The following is a 25,522-nucleotide window of genomic DNA, read 5'->3' as shown; positions in this document are numbered from 1 at the left end:
AGCACGAATGGATTGATGGATGTTTGATGAGAAGCTGCAAACGGAGTTTTGCGAATTGAATAGTGAGGACAGTGCGTATCTGCATGATGCGCTCTCTCTGCTATTCCATATTGATGCAGAGATGCTAAGTGACACCAGTCTGTTATTCGCCGGTGTCACTCGCCTCATTGCGGAGATAGATCGTCGCATTTCAGAGCAGCTGTCTCACATCATTCATCATCCTAGTTTTAGTCAGTTGGAGGCAACATGGAAGGGCGTAGAAACCCTTGTCATGCTTCCAGTTAATTACCAAAAAATACGAGTTAAATTGTTAGATACTTCATGGGGAGAGCTTTCTCATGAGCTTAATAACGCCGTCTCTTTAAAGAGAACCAGCTTATATAATTTGGTCGCTAACAGAGAGTTAAACACTTCTGGCGGTCAGCCTTTTGGCATGATAGTCGTCGACCATGCTATCTCGATGGATGTCGATGACGACTATGATGATCTCTACACATTAGAGCTATTAGCCTGTCTAGGCGAGCTCTGTTTGTGTCCTTTTGTACTGTCTCCAGAAGATAACTTTTTTGGAGAGAGTGGCCCTGACTGGCTATCTGATACCAATCGAATAGAAAAGATCTTAGATGGACCGGATTTTGTCTCTTGGCAGCGTTTAAGAAGTATTAGCCAAGCCAGATTCATCGCTCTTGCGATGCCACGTGTTCGCTTGCGTGAAGCGCACTCTTTTTCATCTTCTCGTCGCATTGTTTTTTCTGAATCAGCACAGATGCAAAAGGGCTTGTGGGGCAGTGCAGCTATGTTGTTTGCCTCGATTGCGATGCGAGAATTTAATCGCATCAATTGGTTTGGTTTTATGAAGTCGCGCTGGCAAGACAAGTTGATCGGCTCATTAGTGAATGTCCCGCAAAATGGCGTGGGCACGCCTGCAACATTCACTCCAACGCCAGAACTCAACATATATACCGAGATGGGTAACTTCTACGCAGACCAAGGATTTATTCCTTTGTGTCATAGCACCACCACCGATAAGTATTTCTTCAGAGGTAATCGTTCTATTTGGGATAAAGCCCGAGATGACGCCGACCTTGTAGCAGGCCAAGTGCAAACCACTCTGATGATCTGCCGAATCGCTCATTTCTTGAAGGTGCAAATCCGCGGCATGATCGGCAATTTTCAAAGTGCAGAAGAGTGTGAATTGTATCTGAACAACTGGCTGCAAAAGTACACCAGTAACTTGTTCAATGCCGATGAAGCAACGCTTGCAAAATTTCCACTTAGTAAAAGCCGCGTAGAAGTGAAGCAGGTGAAAGGGGAGAACGATCGTTACGTGTGTAATGTACTCGTTCAGCCCCAGTATCAGTTCGATAACGTGTGTGGTGAAGTTCTGCTTTCAACAGACCTTGGCACAGAAGAGTCATTGTTTGCTTCTGGAGGCCGCGCATGAGTTTCTGGAAAACCTTCGTGAAGAAAAGCAACACAAGCTCGGATCGAGATGACCTACTTGAATCTATTCACTATCAATTAACGACTTTGCTCAACTCGGAAGCGCCAATGCGTTTGATTCCGAGCGTCTATTCAGAAACGCAAAAGTCCATTTATTGCTTTGGCTTGGACAATTCACAAAGTCAAAGCAGTCAAATCGAGAAAGATCAGTTCTCACGAGCACTAGAACGCTTAATTCAGTCGTTTGAACCGCGATTATCGGAGGTGAGCGTGTTCGTTCAAGAGGGCGATCAAACCAAGAACGCGATCTGTTTTTCCATCATGGCTAAGGTCAATACTTCAGCAGGAGAGCACGTATTTCTGTTTGATTCGAATTTAAGTCTATCGAATCAACAGGCGACCATGGAGGGACAGGAAGTTGTCTGATCAAATGCTAAGTTATTTTGAGCGCGAGTTGGCAAGTATACGCTCAGCTCTCAGTGATTATGGGCGTGATTTCCCACAACACGCTGGCTCAATGCGTCTTAATCAACATGATCAAGAAGATCCGAACATTAGCCGCTTGATTGAAGCGGCAGCATTACTCAATGCAAAAACAGAGAAACGCCTTGATGAGCATTTTCCTGAAATTTTACAAGACTTGATTAACATTGTTTATCCGGGCTATCTGCAAATCATTCCAAGCTATACCCCATTTTATCTCGACGTTGAAGCTGAAGAAGCGACAACGAAGGTTGTTCTGAATAAAGGTTCAGAACTCTCGGTTGTGCATGATGAAGTTGAATCGATCTTCACGCTGGTGGATGAAATGGTCATTGAGCCTTTCCACATCGCGGATATCTCAGCAACAACGGCTCCTTTCAACTTTCCAACGCCGCCAACACTGCGACGTTCAGATTCGGCGATTCAAGTTGAGCTTTTAAGTAATGACCCTGAGCTATCTTTCTCACAAATGGACATCGGCTCGTTCGATTTTTATGTGAGAGGGTTTGAGAGCAGTTCACGTGGCTTGATTGACCTCTTGTTATTGAATACCGAAGCAATTTCCATTACCAGCGGTGAACAGCAGGTTATCGTTGAACCGAGTAAGTTACGCAGTCGCATTACTGACCCCGATTTCATCTGGCTACCTACTTATGATGGCCACCTGAGCGGATTTGATATCTTGCGAGACTACTTCGCATACCCAGACAAAGCTGCGTACATGCGTATTGAAGATCTCGGTAAAGAGCTTGGCCAGTTTGATACTGACAAAGTTCAGCTCACTTTCTTCATCAAGCAACTACCCGTAGAGTACCTTAGCCTGTTTTCACGAAACGTATTCTTGTTGAACACAGCACCTGCAGTGAACCTGTTCAGTAAACGTGGCGAGCCAATGCGCTACGATTTTTCAAAGCTATCGATTCCGGTGATCGCTGACGCCCAGCAACAAGACCATTTCACCGTAGTTTCAGTTGAGTCTGTGTGTGAAGTGATGTCGACGGGTGAAGTGCCGTTATCGCCGATTTACGCCAGTGGCTATTGGTCTGATACCGATGCGCCGCAATGGCAAAGTAGCCAGCATTGGGACCATAAAGGTCGACGCTGCATGAATTTATCGGTTAGCTATGCGCAGTTACCTGCCGAGCAAGAGGCCGTGGTTTTAGCCACTCAGCTACTGGTTTGCAATGGTAGAGCCCCGTGTTTGATTCCATCTGGAACGCAAGCGAATTCTCTTGCTGCGGTTGATTTGCCGGGCGAGTTTTCCATTTTAAAAACACCGACCGCACCTCAGTATCCATCTCTGGATAATCAGCTAACATGGCGTTTCTTGGCTATGTTGAATGCCAACTTTGCGAGCTTGGTACAAACTGATGACCCAACGGTCGCACTTCAGGATACGCTCCGCTTAACGTGTAATTCCGTGCAATGCCCACAAGCCTACGCAATTAAGAAGGTCTCCTATCGCCACCTCGTAGCTCCAATTACTATTGCAGGGCACAGTATTTTTGCTTCTGGAACCGAAATCGAAGTCGTCGTTGACGATGAAATTCTAGGTGCGGACTTTTCAGTCTTCTCTCAAGTTCTTAACTCAGTGTTTTCGCAATATTGCAGTTTTGACCGTTTTATTCAGGTCTCGGTAGAGCGCTTTGGTAGTGACAATCCGGGCGTGCAGTTCCCTAAAACTCATGGGAGCCAGCTATGTCTATAACTCAGATGACTCAACAAGATGCCGACAACGTCAAAACTCGGTTGCTAAGCCAACCTCATACGTTTGATTTTGTACAAGTGATACGTCTTCTGAGAGCTATGGGCAGCCAAGCGAATCTAGAGTTGTCGCCAGAGGTTATGCCATATGGTGATGCGAGTGAAGTGACGCGTATTCGTCGTAGCGACAATACACTAAAGATTAAGCTTGGCCTTGAGGCGCTGTCTGGGTCAAAAGGGGTAATTCCTGACTATATGTATGCTGAGCTCCTTAACAGCTTGCATCAAGATGACTATGCGCTGCAAAAATTCATTGATGTGTTTAATCAGCGTTATCTAGAGCTTAAGTTGCATGTCGAAACCAACCGCAACATGCTGCTAAAACAGGAGCGTGACGTGCAAGCGGGCAATGTAGTGGGGCGCTTATCTCAACAAGCGGCACTGGCGTGCATGTTTGCTCTTCCGAATGCAAATCGCGAAAAGTCAGACCCGAGTATGTTGCGTCATGGCATGGCATTGGGCAACAAAAGCAGAAACCTCAACGGGCTAAAACGTCTATTGAGTAACTATTTCTCCTTAACGGTGAACCCAGTTGTAGCGCCAGCGTCGTTCTATCGAATCAACACCAAATACCAAACCAAACTTGGTAGTCAGCAAGGTCAAAATCAGAAATTGAGCCAAGGCTTTTGGTTGGGTTCAACAGGAACTCAAACCTTCAAAGCATTGGAAATTAACATTACACCTAAAACGCGCAGTGAGTATTTAGGGTTATTGAATAACTCACACTTTGCGTCCTCGATGAAATCATTAGTACAAGCCTATTTGCGCGAGAGTCTCGATATTCGACTTTATATGTATGTGAAACGTGAGTACATCGATGAGCCGATGCTCTCAAGTAAAAAGAGTGGCCTGAGGCTTGGAGAGGCCAACTGCCTTGTGCCTCATAAGCGAAAATCGGAATTTCGTAAGATCTTAATTCAACAGGAGAGAGTTTGATGTCACAAATAAAACTAGGGAACCTCGTTTCAAAGCTAGATGTTCATCTTAAGTCAGCGTTAGAGGAAGCAGCAGGAGCTGCAATGGCACAAACAGTCACTGCCATTGAGATAGAACATTGGTTGGTTCAACTCATCGCGATGAAGGAACAAAACCTCATCGGCTGCTTGAGCAAGCAAAATATCGATCCTAGTGTCGTGCTCAGCGAACTTACACAGCGTATTAATCGACTCTCTACAGGCGCAACTGGACAGCCTACGATTAGCCTAGCAATCAGCGAGTTGATGGAAAGTGCTTGGATGCTTGCCTCTGTTAACTACGGTCATCAGGAAGTCACCAGTCTTCATTTACTTCTAGCCCTAACTCAGACTGATAACTTAGGGATGAAGAAGTTTTCTTTGGCTGCACTTCAAACTCTATCTACTGAGGCGTTGAACGCTCAAATCAGTTCCCTCAAGAATGTGAAAACACAAGCGGCTTCATCTGCCGCAGCAGCATCAGAAAATGCAGCGGGCGCTGTCGCTGGTGGTGCTCTTGAAAAATACACAGTAAACCTGACTCAACAAGCTAGAGACGGCGAACTTGACCCAGTATTAGGTCGTAACAGCGAAGTTCGTATGGCGATAGACATCTTGTGTCGTAAGCGTCAGAACAACCCTATTTTGGTGGGTGAGCCGGGCGTGGGTAAAACCGCGGTTGTAGAAGGCTTGGCTCATAGCATCGTTAAAGGTGAAGTACCGCCAGCGATTCAAGGTGTTGAAATTCATACGCTTGATCTTGGTTTGCTGCAGGCAGGTGCGAGCATCAAGGGTGAATTTGAGAACCGCCTGAAAGACGTGATCAACGAAGTGAAAAGCTCACCGACACCGATCATCGTATTCATTGATGAAGCACATACACTGATTGGCGCCGGTGGTGCAGCAGGTCAAAACGATGCCGCTAACTTGCTTAAACCAGCCTTAGCCCGTGGTGAATTCCGCTCTATTGCTGCAACGACATGGGCTGAGTACAAGAAGTACTTTGAGAAAGACCCAGCATTAACACGTCGTTTCCAAGTCATTAGCGTTGAAGAACCAAATGCAGAAGATGCAAAACAGATACTGCGTGGTGTTGGTGAAGCTCTACGTGCCCATCATGGCGTGTTTATTTTAGAGGATGCGATTGAAGCCGCGGTTAGCTTGTCGATTCGTTACCTGCCATCTCGTCAGCTTCCGGACAAAGCAATCAGCTTGTTAGACACAGCATGTGCCCGTATCGCACTGACTCAAGGCGCAAAACCAGAGTGTATTGAGAGCCTAGAGCAGAATATCAGTTACCTTGAGAGTGAGCGTTCCGCCCTAGAAGCAGAAGGTGCAGTGTTTATTGACAAAGCCGTTGATCATGAAGCGCTTAATCAAAAAATTGAGCAGCAGAAAAGCGAGCTGAATGCGCTAAATGAACAGTGGGAAAAAGAGCGCGAATTAGTAACGACTATTACTGCATTATGCGAAACGATTGAAACCAGCCGACTTGAAGACAATGTCGATATTGAGAGCCAAGCACGACTCAATAGCGCCATAGGCGAACTAAAGGAGATCCAAGGTGAGCATCCACTGGTGTTCCCTGTGGTGGATGACCAAGTGATTGCAACGGTTATTGAAAACTGGACGGGGATCCCAGCGGGTAACATGGTGCAAGAAGAGGTAGCTCAACTGCTGTCTCTTGATAAAGCCCTGCATAAGCGTGTAATCGGTCAAGATGTAGCGATCAGTGAGCTTGCTAAGAGCATTCAAATCTCACGTGCAGGTCTAACCGACAGCCGTAAGCCAGTTGGCGTGTTCTTGATGTGTGGTCCAAGTGGTGTGGGTAAAACTGAAACCGCAATGGCACTTGCTGACGAAGTGTTCGGTGGTGGTGATAACCTGACCATTATAAACATGACCGAGTTTAAAGAAGAGCACAAAATCTCCATGCTATTGGGCTCTCCAGCTGGTTATGTAGGGTTTGGGGAAGGTGGTGTATTAACCGAAGCAATTCGTCGTAACCCATACTCTGTGCTGCTTCTTGATGAGATGGAGAAAGCGCATCCGGGCGTCCATGATTTGTTCTATCAAATCTTTGATAAGGGCCATATTAAGGACAGTGAAGGCCGCACCGTCGACTTCAAGAACACAATTATCATCATGACCTCGAACGCAGCCGATCAAGCTATCGTGGACATCTGTGAAGAGCATGAAGATCGTTTGGCTAACGAAGACCTGCTAGAAGAAATTCGTCCTGCACTGCAGCAATACTTCAAGCCAGCGTTCTTAGGGCGAACCACTATCGTGCCTTACTACCCGCTAAATCGTGACGAGCTTAGCCAGATCACAGAGATCAGTCTAAATCGCATCGCCAAGCGCTTGGATGAAAAATACAAAGCGACCTTTGAGTGGGATGAGAAGTTCGTGGATTTTGTCGTGAGCCGAAATACAGACCCAACAACGGGTGGTCGTGCGGTTGAGCAGATTATCAACCGATCTCTGATGCCACAGTTAGCGATTGACTGTATTCACAGACTGAGTGAAGGGCAGAGCATAAATCAAGTCGCGGTGACAACGGATCCTGTGACTGGTGAATTAGTGGTTAACATCACTTAATGGAGAAGGATATCTCAAAGGTGAGCAGTATTATTAGAAACACCTTTTTGTTGCCTAAAACACTTAAGGCTGCGGCGCTCAATACGGCAATGATCATTGCTACTATGGGTGTCGCAACCAGTGCTCAAGCTATTGAACGCTTGACGCTGGCAACACAGATATGGACGCCCTATCAAACCGTGGATGAAAACGGTGGGATAGGTGGCGTTGCCGTTGACCGTGTAAAGTGCGCGTTGCGCCGTATGGGACAACCGTATGAAATTAGAGTAATGCGCTGGGATAAAGCTCAGTTGATGGTGGAAACTGGAGAAATGCACGGTTTCTTCTCTGGTTCAGCGAACAGCCGACGTGCGAAATATGCGACCGCATCGGAGCCTCTTGTGTCGGAATACTTGGCGTGGTTTATCGCGCCAAACATCTATGCCGACATAAATGATGAAACAACCAAGTTTAGTCTGCGATTTGGTGCTAAATTTAATACAAACAAATGGTTATCTTTAAAGCGTGATGGCTATAACGTGATCCGTAAACCACGTGATGCAGATTCACTGCTCCAAATGTTATGGAAAGGCGACTTGGACGTCGCTTATGAATATGAACTTGTTTTTGAAGATTCGTTGAAGAAAGCAGGTATACCGGTCGATTACTTTCAAAAAGTAAGGATCAAAAAACAAGATCTAATGGTTCACTTTTCTAATGACTTCTTGCGTGAGTCCCCAGGATTCTTGGACAGATTTAATCGTTCTTTACGTAAGTGTTATTGAAGTAAGGGTAAGGGAAAGCCATGAATATAAGTTTTCAGTTGATCGAGCTACCTGAAAACGAGCAGGTAGTCAGCCGACAGATATCATTGCCAAGTAGTGGTGGGACTATTGGCCGTTCTTACGAATGTACGGTTCAGCTACCAGACATGAGTCGCACGCTCTCTCGTGTTCATATTGAAGTGCTTCCTCACTCCGAGGGAGGCTTTCAAGTTATCGATCGCAGCGCGAACGGTGCGCAAGTAAATGGTGTTTTTCTTGGTGCTGGTCAATCGGCTAAGGTCAGCGACGGTGACAGTATCCGAATAGGTGGATACTTACTGTTGGTGAGTGACATGCAGGAGCTTTTCTCAAAAGAAGCCAAGCCTGAGACATCAGAGCCGATTCACACGCCACTTGATGAACCCGTTTTTGATTTTGCGGGAGTGATTGAAGAGCCAGCAGCAACCGTCTTTGGTGCTGAATCAACGGCTTTCAACGAAATTGAAGAGGCGATTGACACCGCGAGTTCGTTCAGTGCCGACAATGTCGCTGGCGAAGATGTGTATGCCTATGACCCGTTCGAAGAAGACGATCTTCTCAATATTACTCTTGATGAAAAATCGAGTAGCGATCCCATCATCATGGCCGACGAGCCGAGCCCTCGCAATTCTTCAAACAAGAGCTCTCAAGAGACTGGTGTGACTTTGAGTAATGGCTCCCAAATTCAAGCACTGGATTCAAGCATAGAGAGACTCAATCAGATCGTTGAGCATCAACAGTCAGCTTTAACAGCAGCTGTCGATCGTGAACGCTTGGTCTCTTGTATCGAAACGACTTTGGATAAGTTCCTTGCAGACTTTAATCCGCAGCACCTGGAGTCAGAGTTTAATGACTATCTATCTGGGTGGGGCAGTAAAGAGAAGAAATACTGGGGATTGTACAAAAAGCAGTTCGCACGCAAACAAGATCGTGGAGAGTTCAAGCGTAATTTTACCGCGATGCTTTTAGAAGAGTTAAGGGACAAGTAATGGAGACAAAGCAGTTTTTTGTTCGTTGCCTGTCAACTGTAGTGAGTTCATTTTTGATCATGGCTTGTAGTTCAAGCGATGAAAGTGTTTTTCAACCATCGATGTCGGTCAACGTCAAGATGGAAGCGACGAATGATATCAATGCATTCGAAGACGATATAGCAAGACCTTTGGTTGTAAGAGTTTACCAATTAAAAGAAACAGGCGCGTTTGAAAAAGCGGATTTCATTAGCTTGTACGAATCGGACAGCACGGTGTTAGCTGGAACCCTTGTCGACACTAAAGTGTTGGCGCCCGTATTGCCTGAAGAGAAGCGTTCTTTTGTACTAGAAGTGCAGCAAGAAGCCAAAGCTATCGCGGTGTTTGCTGAATTTGCTGACTATGAAGTAGCAGTGAGCAAAGGCTTAGTGGCGTTAGTAGAAGAACCCGATGAAAACCCAATAATTATTCGAATCTCACAAACAAAGATTGAGATTACTCAGCCTGTTGATAGTTCTTGGTGGTAAGGAGACCTATTTGAAACATCAAAGAAAAGTGGTTTGGAAAGAGGGGATGTTTGTCGCTCCTCAGCATTTTCAGCAAACCGAAAGATACATTACGCAATATATTCAGAAGTATGTTGCATTGACGTCAGGCAGTGGCAGTTATGGCGTATCAGCGCTAGAGATTGAATCTAACTACTTGAAGTTAGGAAAATTTGGCGTCGTAAGATGCAGTGGCGTGTTTCAAGACGGCACTCTATTCGATTGTACTCGAGAGCTATTGATCGAAGTACCCGAAAACACCATCGACAAGTGCATCTACCTTGCATTGCCACTCTCAGTTGAGGGTGAAAACGAATATGGGCCAAAAGAAGAACTTAGACGCTATATCGTTGCAGAGCATAACTTGTTTGACGCAAGTGATGCCGAGCAAAGTGGTATTAAAGCGACACTCGCGGAACCCAATATCCGTTTGGTTGTGGAAGGTGAAGACGTTAATGGTTTAGTGCTGATTCCGATCGCTAAGGTGCTTGAAAGAAGAGGCGATGGGGAAGTGGTTCTCGACCGAGGCTTCATTCCTAGCTGTCTTCAATACGGTGCGTCAACTCAATTGAAAGAGCGTCTAAAAGAGCTATTCATTTTAGTGCAAGCGCGAGCGAAAAACGTATTGGAACGCATCGGTGTGGGTGAACAGACTAAAAGTGATTTGAGCTTAATGCGCGAATTTATGTGGCTACAAACCTTAAACCGTTGGAGTCCACAAATCCAAATCTTACTATCTAAGCCAGATAGCAACGTTGAGCTTCTGTATGAAAAACTGACTAGTTTCTCGTCTGAGCTTGATAGCTTTACGCCCGCGATTGGTAACGCCAATCACCGTATTCTAGACAAAGACAACCTTCATCACGCCTTTGGCCCTCTATTTTCGACACTTCGTGAGCAGCTCTCTATGGTACAGAGCGATAAGGTGACTGAGTTTGATTGGGACGTGAATCTGTTTGATAAGCGTCGTCTACTGCGTTTGTCTATTCCAACTCTGCACCAAATGGATGGTCGCAGGCTGGTGCTGTCGGTGAAGTCTTCTATTGGTGCGTCTATGCTCAGCTCGACCTTCCCGAGCGCTTGCACATTGAGTGGTATCAGCTTGATTGCTGAGCTGGTACGTAACAGCCAATCTGGCGTGACGATTAATCCGTTAGCTGTGGCTCCGTCGGAATTGAAAGCTCAAGTGGATTTGGCCTATTTTGAGATTGAGACCTCTCATGAATACTGGCAGCTACTCAAGTCTAAACGAGAGCCGATTGCACTGCATATCGACAGCCGAGTGCCAGACCTAGAAATAAAACTGTATGCGCTAGGGTAACGTTATGGATGACCTACTCGATGAAGCGACGATAGCGATAGAGACCGACTCCCAATCTAGGGATGCTCAGTCCAATCTCGACTCTGTGCGTTTGGCCAGTCTTAACGCCATAAAAAATCATGCGCGATTTAATATGTTTCAGCGCAAAGGCTTGCTGTTTGACAACGATATTCTGAGTTCTAGTTCAGAGTTGTTATCGCTTTCTGTCTCTATCAAACGGCTTGAGTGCCCAGCAGACATCTACACCTTTAGAACCGGTATTAAAAGCCTGCTTACTGACCTGAAATACAAAGTGGCTAAGCTCGACTACCCACCGTCAGTGGCAGATAAAACCTGTTTCCTATTTGCAGTGATGTTGGATGAACAGATCCTTCACTCGGACTGGGGAGAGGAGTCTGGCTGGGAAAACCAAACCTTGGTCAGCGAACTGTTTGGTATTAAAAACGGCGGTGAACAGTTTTATCTGGTCGCAGAACGCGCATTGCTTCAGCCAGTGTTGCTTCGAGACCTGTTAGAACTCATCTATATCATGATCAAACTTGGCTTCCGTGGTCGATACCGAGTAGAAGGAAAAGAGTTGCTGGGTATTCTGCTACAAAGAATTGAGGAAGCAGTTTTTGCACAAGATACGCAATCCACAGAAGAGAATGCCCACGCTATTCCAAGGCCCCATGCCGCACAAATCAAAAAGGTAAGCCGTCCGCAGAGGCCAGTACGATTAACCAGAGGTTTCTTGTTATTCGCAATGCTTCTGTCATTGACCTGGGCCGGTATTTACTACTGGTACAACTTAACAACGCCACAAAAAGCACAAGCATTTATTCAGCTTCCACAGTTTACCGATAAGTATTACAGCCAAGCTAATATTCAAGAGCAAGAGTTTATCTACACCAGCACCCCAGAGGAGTTGGGCAGAGCACCTAGAATCACGGCTCCGGTTAGCACTATTAGTGATAGTAGCAATGTGAGCGAACCAGTAGCATCCGGCGCGTGGCAAGTACAATTGGCTACCTTATCGACCAAGGCGGCGTCTGAAAACTTCTTGTCTCGCTATGGGGCAGTATTCCCTAACATTGAAGTGAGGCTGTGGCGAGACAAATACCGAGTTTTAAGCCATGCAGACACAAGAGAACAAGCGGCTGAAATATTGGAAAGTGCCAAGCAGTCGGGAATAACCGATGCCTTTATCACCAAAGCGAAGTAGTAGGGTTAGTTAATGATAAGTAAGAAAAAAGCACTCACTTTTGCCATTTTGCTTTCACTACTTGTGATCAGCTTATTAGTTGGTGGTTTGTGGTTATTGGATTGGTATTGGTTAGAGCCGATTTGGGCGGTAGTCGTGCAGATTATCGTAGCTGTTCTAGCCGCAGTGGGTATTGGAGCTCTAATCTATTCTCGACTAAGACGCCCGCCAGTAGACGAAGATGCGAAGAAGCGTGAAGATTGGCGCGAAGAGGAGATCCAACGTACCTTTAATCATGTCTGGCGCAAGCATTCTCGCCTTAGTGCGAACCCTTATCTAATCCCATGGTATGTGCACTTAACGGAAGACATTGAGAACGACCAACTTTGGCTGCAGCAGATGGGGTTTGAGGCGATTGAGCCCGCAGATAACCTACCTGAAGATTTGGTCGCCGTTCGTTTTTGGGCATCAGATGATGCGATCATTGCTACCATTGACTTGCTCCATCCAAAAGAGGGAATGCAGAAGAGCATCAATACGCTGGTGGCGTTAATCCTTTCTAAACGTTCAAGACAAGCCTTCAATGGTGTGTTATGTGCTGTTGATTTGGGTAAGTTGATCAATAGTACCGAAATCGCTGTCAGTGAACTAAGCCAGAAATATCGCTCGGTTCTAGAAGATCTGAATAAAGCCGTGGGTTTAACACTGCCGACGTATTGCACGTTTACTCATATGTCACAGATTCAGGACCTGTGTGAGCTATTCTCGCCACTAGAAGAGAGCGAACGTGAGCTACCATTTGGTGCATTACGCGATGTTGAAGAGAGTAAAGAGTACGATAAAGCTTGGTTCGATGAGTCGTTTGAAGCGTTAAGCCACTCTCTCACAAACTCTTTAAGTTCATCACTAAAAGGTCAACTGAACGCGGATTATCGCGACTCTGCTCTGGTCGGTATATATCAGCTATCTGCCCTGCGTTATGATGTCGAAGACTTCCTTTCACTCACTTTCAGTCAACATCAATTCGATGAGATCGATCTATTCTTCCGAGGCTACTTCTTTGTCAACGTGGGTGGTGAAAGTGAAAACGTCGACATTATCAGCACAATGCACGCCTCTGAACTGGGTTTTGAAACTCTGTCTAGTATTCACACTCAGTCAAAAAGCTTGAGCCTATTTGGAAAAGGCCTGTTCAGAAGTTGTGTTTTAAAAGAAGCGCCTCTGGTTGGGTTTAACAAGAAACGTGAGATCACCTATCGAACAACACGCTGGGTTGTCTCTTGCGGTTTGGTAATCCTGTTTGTGGGTTTTGTCGCCACTATCAAAGCGGGTTTTGACTATCAGCAGGAGTTGGACAACAAGGCGCTCGCGATGTTGGACCGCTATAAAGAAAACCTAGAGAAGAATGCGATTCAACCTGATGATTTGGCATCGCCGGTATTCAGTCTCTATGAGCTTAGGGAAATAGTGCAGCTTTATGATGAAAAGCATCACCCTTGGTACGTTTCTAGTTGGCTGCCAAACTCTAGCATCTCTGGTTATGTTCATGATGCTTACTTTGGTGAGTTGAACTCAGAGTTACTTACTTTGATGCGCGACTACATCATGAAAGATATGTTCGTGTACAACTCGCTGGATGACAAAGTAAAGACTCTTGAATTGCTTAACCTTCAGCAGATCTTGTACAACCCAGCACGCCACTCTTCAACTTCATTGGTGAATTACTATATTGATGCCTTGAATGAAGAGGGTAGCGGTGATGCAAGCCTTATTAAGCGCTTTAAACTCCTTGCAGAAGATGCGCTTAGCACATCGGCTATTCCCCCTGCGTTTGATGAGCAGTTACTGGGTTTAGTGCGTAAATCCTTATCGACCGATGATGTGAGTGAGTTGCTTTATCAGCATATTTTGCAGCATCGTGATTTTGCACGCCGCGTCGATATTCGTAAGAGCCTCAACCCGGTCTATGAACAAGTATTTACGTTTAACGACGGCTTCAGTGGTTACTTGATTCCTTATGCATTCACACGTGACGGCTTCCAAGATTTAAGTAACGAAACAGGCTTCCAGCTCGCTTCTGAGGCTATTACAGCGTATGAGGGCGTGATGGGGCGCATCAACGGTGAAGCTGAGATGAATCGCATCAACCGTCAATTACGTGAACGTTATATCAAAGACTACATACAATATTGGAATGCGTTTGTTTCGAATGTACAGCTTACTGAAGTATCGAGCTGGGGCGGCAGCGAGCAACAGCTGGATCTAGTTACGGACGCTAACTTCTCACCAATAACGCAGTTCTACTCAGTGGTGAGCACCAACACTAACCTCATCAAGAGCACATTGGAGAGTAAAGAGCAGCAGAAGGAAGAACAGCAGAAAGAAGTTCAGCAAGCCACTGAAACCTCACCACTGCAATCTAACAATGGCTCTGCGATGGAGCGAGTGGCAGAATCGATCACCTATCCGTTCCGTCATATTCACGGTGTGATTCACGCTAACCAAACGGGTCAAAGCTCATTAGATATTGCGCTGACTAATCTGACTGCGCTGCGAGATTGGGTGAACAAGTCGAAAGAGATTCAATCGAAAGGGCACTATTTCCTAGAGCAGTTAGAGAATGCAGATTCAAGCAACCCGATTGCACGCTTGCACCTCTCTGCGGATGACTACAATGTTCCTCTGTTGCCTGAACTAATGGACTCGCAAGCGACTCTGGTTAACGGTTTGGCGCTGGATGCGGTTCGTGAAGTGATCAATGAAGATTGGTCTAAGGTGACTCACTTTTATCTGACTCGTTTAGCTAACCACTACCCGATTAAGAGTAATGCTCAGACTGACGTGCTGCTCTCTGATTTTGAAGCCTTCTTTAAACCCGAAGGGGAGTTCGATCAGTTCTCGAAGAAGTATGCGAGTCACTTGGATATGACCATCAGTCGAGAAATCTACCTGAATGGCTTCATTCCTCATCAATATTTGTCGCTCTCTTGGCAATACCCGTCGTTCAGCGACTCGGTTGAAAGAATCCAGAAGCAACTCTTTACTGGCAAAGATCTGGGGTTCAATTTCTCAATAAAAGCCGTGGAGATGTCACCATCGTTGACGCGATTTGCACTTGAAGCGAATCTGAAATTCTTCGAATATCAAAACGGACCTAAGCTGTGGCGATTGCAGAGTTGGCCGATTCCAGCAAACCAAATGCAAGATATCTCTGTGATGACTCGTGATACCGAAGGAGTTGTGCAGAGAGAGAAGTTCTCGGGGGTTTGGAGTTGGTTTAGAGTGGCAGAGAAAATGAAAGGCTCCACTCAGGTTGGTAGTAATGAAATATTGTGGCGCTACAGTTCGACTAATGGCGAAGTGAATCTTGAGGTGAAACGTGATGGTATAGGACAACCCTTTGAGCCTGATCTATTCACTAATTTAGGATTCCCAACGTGGCTATAACGATTGAACATCCAGAGTGGCTAGCGAAGTTTTGTAGTCAAACGCTTAACACAAACTGTCCCAATACTGATAAGACGATATCACTCGGCTCTTTGACAAGTATTGAAATGCCCGAGTCTAACAATATGACTGTTTCCGATGGGGCTAGTGAGTCACATCGGCATCAGTTCTGTTTTGATTCAGAGCTTGGCCGCGTCAGAGCAAAATACTCTGAAACCATGATTGAAACTATCATGTTGCAACGTGAGGCGTTATGGCTTTCGAGGCTCAACAGTCAGGGGCTATCAACGCAGCGCTGTCTCGATTTTTATCGAGACGGCTCTCGTGCGGCATTGCTGACTAACTACGTTGAAGGGCAGTCGCTTTCAGAGTTGATAAAGCATAATCAAACCAGTGATATTACCGTGGTTGCGAACGTCATTGACCAAGTATTGAGTGAGCTCGAAGAGCTGCATCGATGTGGTTATGTGCATGGGGATATCAAACCCTCCAATATTCTGCTTTCGGAACAAAATATTGTCTCATTCATTGATTTCTCGAACGCCCGCCGAGTCGGTGATAGCTGGCAAGAACGAGGGATAGAGCAGTATTCACCGAGTTACACTTACCCAAATAGTGCTTCCTCTCAGTTGCGCCACGGAGAAGCACATCCTGTTTGCGATAGTTACGCAAGTGTGATTACCGTTGCGCTGTTAATTGGTGTTCCTTCAGACGAGCTACCAATTGGTTTAGGTAGCTCTCAAGTCATTGATTTTTTTCTTGGCTTGCCACAACACGAAACTTGGCCGTGGTTACCTAAATTAACTCAAGAAAGTGTCCAACGTCATATCGACAGCGTGATTAAAGATTTAATCTAGAGGTCACTAGGAGTACTTTTTAGGAGTTTAGAGTGATTAAAAATGTGGTGTTTGATGTCGGAAATGTGTTGGTTCGATGGGCTCCGTTGGAAATTGCTCGCCTGACTTTTGGGGAGGTTGAAGACTTAGAGTAGCGTGCTCGAGCCGTGTTTCAATCTGAGACTTGGTTAGAGCTAAACAAAGGGCATCTTTCTGAGCAGCAGGCCAAACAACGCTACCAAGATACGATTGGCTTGTCTGAATTAGAATGTGACAAACTGTTCTACTACGTTAAGCAGACACAGCTCCTAATATACGGCTCTGTTGATCTGCTTAAGCGCATTAAGCAAGCGGGCTATCATGTTTATGCGCTGACAGATAATGTGCATGAAATCGTGGCATATCTGAAAAAGACCTATGATTTTTGGCCGCTCTTTGAAGGTGCGACTGTCTCTGCTGAGCTTGGCTTACTCAAACCTCAACCTGAAATTTATCAATCTCTGCTCACAACCAATAAATTGAATGCGGAAGAAACTGTTTTCCTCGATGACATGCCTTACAACGTAGAGGGCGCTCAAAAACAGGGGATGGCGGCTATTCAATTCAAAGACGCACATCAATGTGAGCAGGAATTGAAAGCAATGGGTTTGGACTTCTAGGTCGCTGTTTAACTCATCATCCAAAAAATAAAAAAGGCTGATGTTCATTTGGACATCAGCCTTTCATTTATTCGAATTGGGTCTTAATGATTAAACTGATTCACTAGGCGCTTTAGGCTCTGTAGGTGAGTAGCTAAGGACTCTGCACGTCTTACGGATGTAGAAGAAAGCTCTCGCGTTTCGATGATCGCTTGCTTGACTCGAACAACATGGTCATTGATACCGTGAGTAACTTGCACCTGCTCCTCGATTGCTTGAGAGGTTTGAGCGCTTTGCTCATTGATCGACATAAGGTCTTGAACAATGGCTTCGAAAGAGGCTCGGCTTTGCTGAGACTTCTCGACACAAACCTCAGAAGAGTGAATACCTTCTTCGATGAAGCGACCCGTTTGATTTACCGTGTTTTGTAGAATCTCAATACGTGAGCGAATCTCTTCGACGGAAGAACTTGTCTTGCCAGACAGAGCTCGAACTTCATCAGCAACCACGGCGAATCCGCGCCCTTGTTCGCCAGCGCGAGCCGCTTCAATTGCAGCATTGAGTGCTAGAAGGTTCGTCTGCTCGGCAATGCCTTGAATCATAGACAGAATCGCTTCGATGCCATCGACATCGTTGTAAAGCTGCTCTAGTGCAGATTTAGAGCCTGTTAAGTGTTCGCTAAGCTCATGTACTGTTTGAGCGGCTTCTTCAACGGTAGAAGCGCCTTGTTGTGCTTGATCCTGCGCGTTAATTGCGAAATCAGCACTCTGCTTGGCTTGATGAGCAACTTCATCGATCGATGCCAACATTTCTTCTGCTGAAACTGCCATCGCATCTGTCGCGAGATCTTGTTCACCTAATTCGTTATCAATACTCTGGCGATTCGCAAGCTCTTGTTTTGCCGAATCAATCAGATCGGTAGAGGTTTCAGAAGCGCGTGATGTGACTGCGCGAAGTTCTGCACTTTTCATCTGCATGGCGAGCTCAATAGGCGAGAGATCATCACAATAACCCGTATATGGCTTTTCCATGATCGGGTTGTCGTAATGCTCTTTAGCGAGCTTATGTATCGTAGATAGGCGTTGCTTGAACATTGCAGCACAGCCCGCTTGAGCCAAAACCGTAACCAATAATGCGATAGCGGCCATCGTAGTCGGGATCAAGCCTGCAATAAGCGCTAACCCTAGTAGAGCTTGCAAACCTAATAGAGCATATGAGCTGAGAAGCCAGCGCATTCTTCGAATTTTAACTTTTCCAGCGTGCATTTGAGCGTAAAGCGTTTTAGCTCGCTCAATTTGGCCGTCAGTGGGTTGTGTTCTTACTGATTGGTATTCGTGTACCGATCCATCCGAGTTGCGAATTGGAGTAACAAACGCAGATACCCAATAGTGACCCTTGTCTTTACATTTGTTCTTCACCAAACCCATCCAACTATTCCCCGATTGGATGTACTGCCAAAGCTGAGCAAAAGCTTCTTTAGGCATGTCTTGGTGGCGAATAAGGTTGTGAGGTTGCCCTAACAACTCTTGTTCGCTGTAGCCAGCAACGTGGTAAAAGTCTTCATTACAATAAGTAATATTACTTTCTGGCGAGGTGGTCGAAATAAGACTATCCGTATCTGAAAAGCGAACTCTTTCATCATGATTGTTCATTACGTACTGCCTTGTATTTGTTATAAGAATTTATTGTTTTATAAGGCGCGTATTATCTTATAAGTGTCAAAATGATGCCTTATCAATAAATTGACGGCAGTCATTATTTAACCAATTGAAATTTAATATGAATTGATATGGATCAATACGAATAATCTCTAAATAAGTTAGCTGTGATTTTTATCGCTTTAATGTCATTTATTCGTCATAAAAATGGAATCAATGTTCCAGTTTTTGAGTTGTATTTCTTTATTAATTTTGGGCGAATTTTTACCCATGCACCATATTGGTGATCGCTTCGCACTAAAGTTGGGAGTGTAATTGTTTGATCTGTATATAAATTAATCATACAAGTTAATTAAAGCCCTGTTTTGTATATGGTCTATAAATTGCTTTGTTGTATATAGATGTAAAACAAAACAAGGAATGTAGATGAACCTTACGGATCAGGAACGTCATTGGCTTAAATGGTTTGGCTCAACGGGTAAGATTGCGATGAGAAAGGCCTGTTTTTTAAATCGAACGCGCACTAGGGAGTTGGAGCAGACGTTCGAAAGTATTGCGGAGACACGGGTACAGTTACTAAATAATTGGGTAAAGAACCAATGGGACTTTCTCGAAGATGCCGCGCTGTATGTTGCTAGTCGAACGGAAGAGCAAACAACGGAAACGTTGCAAAGGCTTCTTAATCGTAGTCCAGATATCTCAGAACTCGCGGTCGTGGACGAGCGAGGCATCGCCCAAGCATCGAGCTACAGCAATCATGTTGGTTACACGCTTACTGACCCCAAGGCGCTCAACGAAGGCTTAAAGAAGCGCTATCTTCATGGGCCTTATGTCGACGAACGAACGTTGTCGGTCGGTGCTTCAAGTTCGTCGTTTCATGACCAAGTAACACTGATGTTTTATGTGCCGTTCTCACGTGAAGACGGCAAGCCACTGTGTCTGTGCGGACGAGTACCAAACGATGTGATTGGAGATATTATCCAGCGTGAAGCGGGGCATATCTATAGTGAGTCTGGGGACAACTATATCTTTATGGTGGAGTCGAATCATGATCCACGTATTGAAGCCGGTGTCGCGCTATCTCGCTCTCGATTTGAAGACAACACCTTCTCGCATGGTGAGAACCTTAAACAAGGCGTCAATACCGATTGGGGCGTGGTGAAAGTTCAGCATCATACTGAGTTTGAAATCCGCTTTACCGATCCTGCTACCAAGCAGCTGCACCCAGGTGTCAGAGAGACGATAAAGAAAGGCAACAATGTCTTTGTAGAATATCCGGGTTATTCCGATTACCGACACATTCCTGTCATTGGTAAAGGTGTGACGTTTCAACTCGATGGCTCACCAGATAAGTTCGGCATGATGTGTGAGTCGGATTTGGAAGAGGTATACCGTGATAGAAGCCTCAGCTACACCTTATCGAAACACTTTATTGGCAGTATGCTTTTTACCCTTTTCCTACCTCTGTTGCTGACTCACATTTTTGATTTATCTCCTTTTATACAGGCAAGCCTAATGGTTGTTTGCATGCTGTTGAGCCTTGGCCTGTTTCGAACGTTTAGTGCCAAGCCGCTGGTCAATAAAATGAGCAAGATGACCATGGTAATGCAGACACTGGCTGAAGGGGACGGCAACCTCAGTCGTCGACTCGACCCTAGTACCTTCAGTAGCGATGAACTGGGCAGTTTAGGGCGTTGGACCAACAGCTTTATAGATAATCTCGATGGGATCATCAGCGAACTGATCCATGCGAGCAGTGAGGTGCGCCAAGTATCCGAATCGATGTTTAGGCGCAGTGTGGTGATGAATCAAGCCAGTGATGATGCCTCACATTCACTCCACAATATGCTGGAGTTGAGCCAGCACCAACAGAGTGAAATCACTAATGCGACGGTTTCCGCGACTCAAATGGATACGGTGATGAAACATGCTGTGGAAAGCGCTGAAGAGGAGTACAAGCAGGCGGCGCAAGGGATGGAGTCTGTGCGCCATATTGTCGAAAGCTCAGCGACCAGTGTTAACGAAGTGAATAACGAGATGAGTAAGGTCTCTGACATTATCAACATCATTACGGATATCACGGCACAAACCAATTTATTGGCTCTCAATGCGGCGATTGAATCTGCGCGAGCGGGTGAGCATGGCCGAGGCTTCTCGGTGGTAGCGTCAGAGGTTAGAACCTTAGCTGATCGTACTTCTCAGGCGGCCAACCACATTGGCGATCTGATGAAAGAGTTACATACTAAATCACGTAGTGCTGTGGCGTCTATGGAGCAGGGAGTGGAAAACGTCAGTCGAGGTAACTTGATGGTCGATTCTAGTGCTCGAAGTGAGCAGATGCGGGTCGCTGTTGCCGAGCTGTTTGCGACGATGTCGAAACTCGATGAGAACAGTCAAGAAAACGGCCATACAGCAGACAAAGCGCAACGTTCTATTTCCGATCTTCAAACCTCGACTCAACAATTGGCGCGTCGTGTGACTCTGATGGGGAATGCATTAGGTCGCCTGGAACAACTCATCGGTCGATTTGAGGTGAGTAAGAAAGCGGCTTAACGCTCCTCAGTTGAACGAATTATTCAGATAATTCTCGCCCACAAGTTACATCACCATAGATGATAGCTTGTGGGTGTTTTTGTTGTTATCTCTCTATTTATATCTCTCTCTACCTACCTCTCTATCACTCCATACCAATCATTCTGCTGAGCGAGGCGTTTTAGTTTGCTCAGCTCGTTCTCATTCTCCTCAACAAGCCAATCGATGAGATCATCAATGACCGCGCTCTTGGTATTTTGATGCAGGTAATACGTCCACGCACTATGCTGAATTTTCGCGTTAGGCGGACAGTATAAAAATCCTCGCTCTAATTCAGGGATGATCAATAACAAGTCAGTGACGGTAACACCTTGTCCAGAAAGGCAGGCGTTCAGTGCTAAATCAAGGGAGAGGAAGCTGGTATTTCGAACAGGCGTTGTCGGTGGATACGCTACATCGGATAACCATGTCTTCCAGTCAGTGTGGTCGAGAGTAGGATGCAACCTTGGCAAGGTTAGGATCGAGTCTAAATCAAGATCGTCAGTTACTAAGCTGTGCGAGCAGACTGGTGCCATAAACTCTTCGCGCAGTACATAGATATCGGGTTTGTTGTCGTAATGGTTCTTCAGCTGCGTATGAAAGACCAACAAGTCGTAATCGGTGTAGTTAAGTGCTTCATCTTCCTCGATAACAGGAATAATCACGATCTCGTAATCAGGGTATCGCTCATTGAGCTGCCTAACTTTAGAGATCAGTACACGTGTGGCATAACTCAGCGCAGCTTTGATGACGATTCGTTTCTGCTTAGGCTCTTTCCAGCTTGCAAGTACAGATTCAATATTGCTATAACCTTCACGCAGGGCAAGGTACAACTCGTTGCCTTGTGGCGTCAGCTCAATAGCGCGATGCTTGCGACGTACTAGCGAAACTTCTAGCTCATCTTCTAACTGTTTCACCTGTCGGCTTACCGCGCTCTGAGTAACATTGAGCTCGTCTGCAGCCAGCGTAAAGCTCATGAGTCTAGCGACAGATTCAAAGGCGCGCAGTCCATTGTGAGAATAGGGCAGATTTGGATATGGGGTCATAAAACACTCGCATGAGTTTTTGGAATGTAAGAGTGGCAGATATATCAATTGAAGGCTAGTGCTAAAAGCCATAAGGTTTGTGGAAATCTTAAGAGGCTCTCATGAAAAAAATACTCGCACTTGCATTCCCGCTCATCATTTCACAATTGATATCAATGGCATTGGTTTTGACCGATGTATGGATGATGTCTCGAATTAGCGTATCTGCGCTGGCTGCGGGTGGTTTGGGTGCCTCTATCTACTTCTTTATTTTTCTTATTGCCAGCAGCACCGTCGGTTGCGTCGCAAACTTAATTGCTATCGCCTATGGGCAGAGAGTCGCGCGCCCAGACTTTGGCAACCAACAGATCCGTCTGGCAGTAAAAGGCGCAGTCATGCTTTCGTTTGTGATGAGCGCTGTTTTGATGTCAGGCTTCTGGTTTGCGCCTCAAGTACTTGAAATGGCGAAACAACCGCCAGAGGTGATTACTCTTGCGATGGAGTACGTTCATGCACTTAAGTGGGTGATGTTGCCATCATTGTTATTATTGGTTTTGCGAGGATTAACCAGCGCCTTTGGTAACGTACGCTCTATTTTGATCATGTCGATAGCCACTGTTATTTTGAACGTGCCAGTAAGCTATTTCATGACTTTCGAGCTGGGTATGGGCTTAACGGGGCTTGGTTTAGGTACCGCGATTGCAGCACTGGTCGTGATGATTGGCTATACGTTCTGGGTATTTCAACGTGACGAGTTCAAACCATTCGCCCCTTGGCTGCACTTGGATGAGTATTCGCTCAAGTTGATGGCTCCGCTGCTATTGATGGGCTTGCCTATCGCGGTCGCGGCGATCCTGGAGCATGGTCTTATCTATGGCGGCACGCTAATGGCGGGAACCATCAGTATTGCGTCATTAGCACTGCACCAAATTCTGCTTCAATGTTTGAGCTTTACTTGGAACTTCAACTTTGGTTTCTCACAAGCAGCGGCGATATTGGTCGGTCGTGACTTTGGTGCGGGTAATATTGAAGGCATTAAGAAGACCTCAGTTCAAAGCTTTATTCTGGTCTCGCTGCTGAGCTTGGTGTTGTGCGGTGTCTTTATTGCGTGGCCTGAAGCCATTGCGGCAATGTTCCAACTTGATGACGGTACAGACACCATGTCGACGCTGTTAACTTCGGTTATCTGGGTAGTGGCTCTCTGCTTTATTGTCGATGCATGGCAGCTGCTAGCGATCAACCTGCTAAGAGGTATGAAGATTGTCTCTATGCCAACGGTAATGACAGCGATTGGCTATTGGGTGTTTGGTTTACCAGCGGCATGGTATCTAATGCCGGACTATCAGCTTGCGGGTATCTGGGGCGGCATTGGTATCGGCCTTGGCGTGACAGGTATCTTGTTGCTTGTTCAACTCATGGTTGAAATCAGAAAGCAGCGCTCATTAGATTGCTCGGCACAATTGGCGCATTAATTCCGTTTGTACAACTTAGACCAACGTCGTACAGAAACCCTAGCATAAGCTGATTACACTGTATTGAAGACTTAAGGAAAGAGGTTGTACAAATGGAAGTAGGGTTGTTTTGGGCCGAGAAAGGGATGTTGGTACTTGGGGCCCTTTTTGTACTGACGAGCGTAATGCAATATGGAAAGCGCAGTTCTGATTGGAAAGGTGTGATTACCATGTTCTATAAACGCATTCCTATGAGTGTCTCGGAATATAAGTGGTATCGCTTGGGTATTGCGCTTTTGGTGTTCGCCGTCATTTTGCGTTTTGCTTTACTGATTTTATGGCCAACGTACCAGCTTTAATCGATCGCTTCGTTACACATAATTCTAGAGCGGAATGACGTGATTTATTAATTGTTGCCATTCCAACATCTTGTTTAGAAAACACCACTCGATTTATTCAGAAACCCTTTTATATTAAGGGTTTCTGACTGCATATCTTGATCTCTCAAACATAGCAAAAACTTCTAATTATCTTGCCTGTAATCACCATATTAATGGATTCACCCCGTACCTGATACCATAAGGATCTGTTACACTCGCTATTATTCGCTTCAATCATTGGTGGTACATTAATGTCGTTTCCAGTTCTTATATGTGATGATTCTGCCTTAGCCCGAAAACAGATGGCTCGATCTTTACCGCCGTCGTTAAATGCTGACATAACCTTCGCGGTGCATGGATTGAATGCGCTCGAAGAATTAGCGAGTAATCAGTTTAAATTAATGTTCCTTGACTTGACCATGCCAGAGTTGGATGGCTATGGGACATTAGAAGAGATGCAGCGTTTGGGTAATACGACTCCTGTCGTCGTTGTGTCTGGCGATATTCAGCCTAAAGCTAAGCAAAAGGTTATGGATCTTGGGGCGAAAGCCTTCCTGCAAAAACCAATCGATCAAGAGGCACTTAAAGCCGTTCTTCGTGAGTTGGTTGATCCACCTAAGCAGCCACAATTAGTCACACCAGCACCGCTAGAGCTGCCTATTCTGCGCAGACGCGATATCTATATGGAAGTGGCGAACGTTTCGATTGGCCGCGCGGCAGATGCATTGGCCCGTCACTTCGATGTATTTGTTCATCTGCCTCTACCTAACGTAAATATCTTTGAGGTAAGTGAGCTTCACATGGCACTGCGCGATCTGGCCGACAACGACCAGGTATCGGGTGTTTGCCAAGGCTTTAGTGGTGAAGGTATTGCCGGCGAAGCATTGGTTCTTCTGAGTGACTCGAGTGTGAATGATCTCAAGAAGTTGATGAAGGTGCCAACAGACAGTGAAGAGCTTGAAGAGTTAGAGCTGCTTATGGATGTATCTAACATTCTTGTAGGCTCTTTCTTAAATGGTCTAGGCGAACAGTCTGAAGTGCGTTTCTTCCAAAGTTCTCCGGTACTGTTAGGGCAACATATTCCAATCGAATCTGTGATTGCCAATACCAGTGGTTCGTTCAAAAAGACCATGACCTTTGAGGTGAGCTACAACATTGAAGGCACCTCAATTCGCTGTGACCTACTGTTTATGTTTGTGGATGAATCTTTACCACTACTAGACAACAAGCTGTCTTACCTAATGGAGGAGTTCTAATATGCTTCAGTTACCTGCAGAGTTTGAGCAATTCCATTGGATGGTCGATATGGTTCAAAACGTCGACATGGGACTTGTTGTGATCGACCGAGATTTCAACGTTCAGGTGTGGAATGGCTTCATGACGCACCATAGTGGTAAACAGTCTCATGATGCGATTGACAAATCGATCTTCGAGCTGTTTCCTGAGATCCCAGAAGAGTGGTTCCGCCTCAAA

The 25,522-nt window shown here is 45.7% G+C and carries 19 protein-coding genes and 1 pseudogene; 18 read left to right on the top strand and 2 right to left on the bottom strand.

Annotation, left to right across the window (positions count from 1 at the left end; genetic code table 11):
* Positions 1–19: 19 nt before the first annotated feature.
* The 13 genes and pseudogenes from KI743_RS14635 to KI743_RS14575 all read left to right on the top strand — a co-directional run bounded on the left by KI743_RS14635 (position 20) and on the right by KI743_RS14575 (position 16,985).
* A complete protein-coding gene (locus KI743_RS14635) occupies positions 20–1,444 on the top strand; it encodes a type VI secretion system contractile sheath domain-containing protein (RefSeq protein ID WP_285466980.1) in 1,425 nt (474 codons plus the stop codon).
* Positions 1,441–1,869 (top strand): type VI secretion system baseplate subunit TssE, encoded by a 429-nt coding sequence (tssE, locus tag KI743_RS14630; RefSeq protein WP_150870123.1) that lies wholly within the window; start codon positions 1,441–1,443, stop codon positions 1,867–1,869. Before KI743_RS14635 ends, tssE begins: the two co-directional genes overlap by 4 nt.
* On the top strand, positions 1,862–3,634 hold the full coding sequence (tssF, locus tag KI743_RS14625; RefSeq protein ID WP_285466979.1) for a type VI secretion system baseplate subunit TssF: 1,773 nt from the start codon (positions 1,862–1,864) through the stop codon (positions 3,632–3,634). Before tssE ends, tssF begins: the two co-directional genes overlap by 8 nt.
* Positions 3,625–4,626: a type VI secretion system baseplate subunit TssG gene (locus KI743_RS14620; RefSeq protein WP_285466978.1), complete on the top strand. Its 1,002-nt coding sequence runs from the start codon at positions 3,625–3,627 to the stop codon at positions 4,624–4,626. The genes tssF and KI743_RS14620 overlap by 10 nt, the downstream gene beginning before the upstream one ends.
* Positions 4,626–7,244 carry a type VI secretion system ATPase TssH gene (tssH, locus tag KI743_RS14615; RefSeq protein ID WP_285466977.1) on the top strand — a complete coding sequence of 873 codons (2,619 nt, stop codon included), beginning with the start codon at positions 4,626–4,628 and terminating at the stop codon, positions 7,242–7,244. Before KI743_RS14620 ends, tssH begins: the two co-directional genes overlap by 1 nt.
* A 20-nt stretch (positions 7,245–7,264) precedes the next feature.
* Positions 7,265–8,008 carry a transporter substrate-binding domain-containing protein gene (locus tag KI743_RS14610; RefSeq protein WP_285466976.1) on the top strand — a complete coding sequence of 248 codons (744 nt, stop codon included), beginning with the start codon at positions 7,265–7,267 and terminating at the stop codon, positions 8,006–8,008.
* A 20-nt stretch (positions 8,009–8,028) separates the two neighbouring features.
* Positions 8,029–9,015 carry an FHA domain-containing protein gene (locus KI743_RS14605; protein ID WP_285466974.1) on the top strand — a complete coding sequence of 329 codons (987 nt, stop codon included), beginning with the start codon at positions 8,029–8,031 and terminating at the stop codon, positions 9,013–9,015.
* Positions 9,015–9,521: a type VI secretion system lipoprotein TssJ gene (tssJ, locus tag KI743_RS14600; protein WP_152469764.1), complete on the top strand. Its 507-nt coding sequence runs from the start codon at positions 9,015–9,017 to the stop codon at positions 9,519–9,521. Before KI743_RS14605 ends, tssJ begins: the two co-directional genes overlap by 1 nt.
* 10 nt (positions 9,522–9,531) lie before the next feature.
* Positions 9,532–10,860: a type VI secretion system baseplate subunit TssK gene (gene tssK, locus KI743_RS14595; protein ID WP_285466972.1), complete on the top strand. Its 1,329-nt coding sequence runs from the start codon at positions 9,532–9,534 to the stop codon at positions 10,858–10,860.
* 4 nt (positions 10,861–10,864) lie between these two features.
* Positions 10,865–12,064, top strand: coding sequence for a type IVB secretion system protein IcmH/DotU (icmH, locus tag KI743_RS14590; RefSeq protein WP_285466971.1), 1,200 nt, complete (start codon positions 10,865–10,867; stop codon positions 12,062–12,064).
* Between the two features lie 12 nt (positions 12,065–12,076).
* Positions 12,077–15,490, top strand: coding sequence for a type VI secretion protein IcmF/TssM N-terminal domain-containing protein (locus KI743_RS14585; protein ID WP_285466969.1), 3,414 nt, complete (start codon positions 12,077–12,079; stop codon positions 15,488–15,490).
* Positions 15,481–16,347, top strand: coding sequence for a lipopolysaccharide kinase InaA family protein (locus KI743_RS14580; RefSeq protein WP_285466967.1), 867 nt, complete (start codon positions 15,481–15,483; stop codon positions 16,345–16,347). Before KI743_RS14585 ends, KI743_RS14580 begins: the two co-directional genes overlap by 10 nt.
* Positions 16,348–16,379: 32 nt before the next feature.
* Positions 16,380–16,985 (top strand): annotated as a pseudogene (locus tag KI743_RS14575) (HAD family hydrolase).
* Between the two features lie 83 nt (positions 16,986–17,068).
* On the opposite strand, the gene KI743_RS14570 reads toward KI743_RS14575, so the two are convergent.
* Positions 17,069–18,616, bottom strand: a complete 1,548-nt coding sequence (locus KI743_RS14570) for a PAS domain-containing methyl-accepting chemotaxis protein (protein ID WP_285466965.1) — start codon at positions 18,614–18,616, stop codon at positions 17,069–17,071.
* Between the two features lie 432 nt (positions 18,617–19,048).
* Here KI743_RS14570 and KI743_RS14565 point away from each other — a divergent pair, with 432 nt between their 5' ends.
* Positions 19,049–21,175 carry a methyl-accepting chemotaxis protein gene (locus KI743_RS14565; RefSeq protein WP_285466963.1) on the top strand — a complete coding sequence of 709 codons (2,127 nt, stop codon included), beginning with the start codon at positions 19,049–19,051 and terminating at the stop codon, positions 21,173–21,175.
* 113 nt (positions 21,176–21,288) lie between these two features.
* Here KI743_RS14565 and KI743_RS14560 read toward each other — a convergent pair whose 3' ends face one another.
* Positions 21,289–22,239, bottom strand: a complete 951-nt coding sequence (locus KI743_RS14560; RefSeq protein ID WP_285466962.1) for a LysR family transcriptional regulator — start codon at positions 22,237–22,239, stop codon at positions 21,289–21,291.
* A 101-nt stretch (positions 22,240–22,340) separates the two neighbouring features.
* Here KI743_RS14560 and KI743_RS14555 point away from each other — a divergent pair, with 101 nt between their 5' ends.
* The 4 genes from KI743_RS14555 to KI743_RS14540 form a co-directional block, all read left to right on the top strand.
* Entirely contained in the window at positions 22,341–23,690 is a 1,350-nt protein-coding gene (locus KI743_RS14555; protein WP_285466961.1) for an MATE family efflux transporter, read from the top strand.
* A gap of 92 nt (positions 23,691–23,782) precedes the next feature.
* A complete protein-coding gene (locus KI743_RS14550; RefSeq protein ID WP_032552842.1) occupies positions 23,783–24,028 on the top strand; it encodes a hypothetical protein in 246 nt (81 codons plus the stop codon).
* 272 nt (positions 24,029–24,300) lie between these two features.
* On the top strand, positions 24,301–25,305 hold the full coding sequence (locus KI743_RS14545; RefSeq protein ID WP_032552841.1) for a response regulator: 1,005 nt from the start codon (positions 24,301–24,303) through the stop codon (positions 25,303–25,305).
* 1 nt (position 25,306) lies between these two features.
* Positions 25,307–25,522, top strand: a 216-nt coding sequence (locus KI743_RS14540) for a PAS domain-containing protein (RefSeq protein ID WP_285466960.1), incomplete at its 3' end; no start/stop codon positions are given.

It is taken from the genome of Vibrio sp. D420a (genome assembly GCF_030248625.1).
GTDB lineage: Bacteria > Pseudomonadota > Gammaproteobacteria > Enterobacterales > Vibrionaceae > Vibrio > Vibrio fortis_A.
This window is presented reverse-complemented; position numbering and strand designations above follow the sequence as displayed.